This is a genomic window from Streptomyces anatolicus, assembly GCF_019400875.1.
In the GTDB taxonomy this organism is placed as follows: Bacteria; Actinomycetota; Actinomycetes; order Streptomycetales; family Streptomycetaceae; genus Streptomyces; species Streptomyces anatolicus.
The window spans coordinates 1-3,077 of record NZ_WMBF01000644.1; the positions used below are offsets into that span (position 1 = coordinate 1).

Sequence of the window (3,077 nt, forward strand, 5' to 3'; positions counted from 1 at the left end):
CCGCCGCCCTGGCCTCGGCCCTGCTCCTGTCGGCCTGCTCCTCCGACAAGGGTGACCCGGTGACATTCGACGGCCCGGAGTCGTCGCAGGCGACGCCCGGCGCGAAAGGCGGGAAAGGCGCGGCGGCCGGCAAGACGCTGCTGCCCACCGGACCGAAGTCCGCGTTCACCACGGAGAGCACCCTGGAGGACGGCACGAAGATCGGCGTGACGACACTGAAGGGAAAGAAGTCCGGATTCACCGGCAAGGTATGGGTCTGGGCGCCGAAGCAGTACTTCGACCCGAAGTACGCGAAGAGTGGCTTTCCCATACTGATAGCCCTGCCGGGCGGCAACGGCTACCCCAACAATTACTGGATGGGGACCGACCTCAAGCTGGAGAGCAGCATCGCCAAGTGGTCACGGGAGGGCAAGAGCCTGCCGTTCGTCGTGGTGATGCCGGTGCTCAATCCCGACGCCAAGAACTATTACGACGGCAGCGATATACCGGGGCAGCCCCGAATGGGTACGTGGATGACGGAGGACGTCCCCGATTTCGTCAAGGCCAATTTCCGCACCTTCAAGTCCCGTGACGGCTGGGCCTTCATGGGTTCGTCGTCCGGCGGCTTCGTGGGGCTGAAGTCGGTGCTGAAGCATCCGGAGAAGTTCCGCGCCGTCATCGCCAGCGGACCCGACACCGTTCCGGACTCCCCGCTCTGGGCCGGGCACGAGAAGGAGCGCCGGGCCAACGACCCCGGCAGGCTGGCCCGGCGCCTCGTCGAGCGCAAGGGGCCCGAGGTCGACCTCGCCTTCCAGATCGGCTCCGGGGAGTCCGGCCGGGCGAGCCTGCGGTCGTTCATCAAGACGTATGGGAAGGGGCCCGTGAAGACCCGCCTCAACGTCATCCAGGGCGGCGAGCACAACGCCCGCACCTATGTCCCGGCCATGGCCGACGGCCCCATCCAGTGGATCAGCGAGCACATGCAGGCGCCGATCCCGGACGCCTGACCCCTGACCCCGCTAAGGCTTCAGCAGCTCCACCCGTACGTCCGCCGGGAAGCCCGTCGTCGCGCCGACCCGGCGGGCGAACTCGGTGACGCCCTCCAGCTGGGCCGGGCCGAAGCGGAAGTCGAGCGTCGTGAAGTACCGCTCCAGGACCCCGGCGTCGAAGGACTCCCAGCGCGCGGCCTGCTCGGCGACCTTCGTGACCTCCTCCAGGGAGAGGTCACGGGAGGCGAGGAAGGCCTTGTGCACCGCCCGCACGACCTCCGGCTCCCGCTCGGCGTAGTCGCGCCGGGCGGCCCAGACGGCGAAGACGAACGGCAGGCCCGTCCACTCCTTCCACATCTCGCCCAGGTCGTATACGTCGAGGCCGAGGCGGGGCGCGTCGATCAGGTTGGCGCGCAGCGCCGCGTCACCGATGAGGACGGCGGCGTCCGCCTCCCGCATCATGAGGCCCAGGTCGGGCGGGCACGCGTAGTACTCGGGCTGCACGCCGTACCGCTCGGCGAGCAGCAGCTGGGCGAGCCGCACCGAGGTGCGCGAGGTCGAGCCGAGGGCGACCCGCGCCCCGTCGAGCCGGTCGAGCGGCACCTGCGAGACGATCACGCAGGACATCACGGGCCCGTCGCAGCCGACCGCGAGATCGGGGAAGGCGACGAGGTCGTCGGCGTTCTTGAGGAACTCCACGAGCGTCACGGGCGCGATGTCCAGCTCGCCCCGCACCAGCTGCTCGCTGAGCCGCTCGGGGGTGTCCTTCGTCAGCTCGAAGTCGAGGAGCGTCCCGGTCCGCGCGAGCCCCCAGTAGAGGGGCATGCAGTTCAGGAACTGGATGTGGCCGACGCGCGGCCGGGGGGTGCGACGGGAGTCGGGCAGCTGTTCGGCGCCTGCTCCCGCGAAGGCGTCCAGGGGAGAATTGTCCACATCGGGGAGGCTAGCCCCCATGCGGTACGGTGCGGGCGCCGGGTCCCTTACGAGGCCCTCGTCAACCCCGCCGGGAGCCTCGTCAAACCTGCGGGTGACGTGATCTTGCCCCCTATTGCATTCCCCTGCCTGCGTGCTAAGCTCGCCGCAAGTTGCAGTTTGGTTTCCCTTGCAGTACAGAGCCTGCGGAGCATGTAACTCCGTAGGCTCTCGTCGTTTTCAGACTTACGCAGTTGTTTAAACAATCGCTGGTTCTGGAGCAGGGCAACCCTTTGGCCCAAGGAGGGCTTATGGCTACCGGAACCGTGAAGTGGTTCAACGCTGAAAAGGGCTTTGGCTTCATTGCCCAGGAAGGCGGCGGCCCGGACGTCTTCGTCCACTACTCCGCGATCAACGCAAACGGCTTCCGCTCCCTCGAGGAGAACCAGGCCGTTTCCTTCGACGTGACGCAGGGCCCGAAGGGTCCGCAGGCGGAGAACGTCACCCCGGTGTGATCGGACGCCCCGCGCGAGTGGGGTGTGTGATTTCTCCGGTGACTTGATCCGGACATGGATGCAGTACCCAAGGAGCCCTGCTCCTTCGCGCGAGCGGAGAAGCGGGGCTCCTGCCTTTCTCCGCCTACGTGTGCTGCATGATCAGTACGAAGGTCGTGCCGGGGGCCAGCGCCTCGTACAGGTGGGGGACGTCTCCCGGGTACGACATGTAGTCCCCGGCGCCCAGCTCCGCCGTCTCGTCGCGCGGGCCCGCGAGTAGGCGGCCCGTGCTGATGACGATGTGCTCCACCGAGCCCGGGATGTGCGGTTCGGACTCGCGGGCCGCGCCCGGCTCCATCGCCCCGTGGTAGATGTCGCGCCGCACGCCGGCCGGTCCCGCGGAGAGCAGCGTGCCCACGTACGGCGCGTTCTCGGCCCGCATGGACGGGCCCTCGCCCGCGCGGATCACCGTCACCGCGGGGGCGGGCGACTCCACGAGCACGCTGAACGGCACCCCGAGCGCCACGGCGAGCGCCCAGACCGTCTCGATGCCGGGATTGCCGGTGGCCGCCTCCAGCTGGGAGAGCGTGGACTTCGCGATACCGGCCCGCTTGGCCAGCTCGGAGAGGGAGATCCCGGCCTTCGCGCGCTCGCGGCGCAGGGCGGTGGCGACCCACTCACGGGGCATACGGGAGGACGGGGC

The 3,077-nt window shown here is 68.8% G+C and carries 4 protein-coding genes; 2 read left to right on the forward strand and 2 right to left on the reverse strand.

The features are described 5' to 3' along the window. The first annotated feature begins 8 nt into the window (after positions 1–8). Positions 9–986 carry an alpha/beta hydrolase gene (locus tag GKQ77_RS30805; protein ID WP_219692406.1) on the forward strand — a complete coding sequence of 326 codons (978 nt, stop codon included), beginning with the start codon at positions 9–11 and terminating at the stop codon, positions 984–986. Positions 987–998: 12 nt separating this feature from the next. Here the strand turns inward: GKQ77_RS30805 and GKQ77_RS30810 are convergent, their stop codons facing one another. Next, positions 999–1,853, reverse strand: a complete 855-nt coding sequence (locus GKQ77_RS30810) for a menaquinone biosynthetic enzyme MqnA/MqnD family protein (protein WP_258022272.1) — start codon at positions 1,851–1,853, stop codon at positions 999–1,001. A gap of 338 nt (positions 1,854–2,191) precedes the next feature. On the opposite strand from GKQ77_RS30810, the gene GKQ77_RS30815 reads away from it, so the two are divergent. Continuing rightward, positions 2,192–2,395 (forward strand): cold-shock protein, encoded by a 204-nt coding sequence (locus tag GKQ77_RS30815; protein ID WP_219692405.1) that lies wholly within the window; start codon positions 2,192–2,194, stop codon positions 2,393–2,395. A 124-nt stretch (positions 2,396–2,519) separates the two neighbouring features. Here GKQ77_RS30815 and GKQ77_RS30820 read toward each other — a convergent pair whose 3' ends face one another. After that, positions 2,520–3,062: a helix-turn-helix domain-containing protein gene (locus GKQ77_RS30820; protein ID WP_219692407.1), complete on the reverse strand. Its 543-nt coding sequence runs from the start codon at positions 3,060–3,062 to the stop codon at positions 2,520–2,522. Positions 3,063–3,077: the final 15 nt, after the last annotated feature.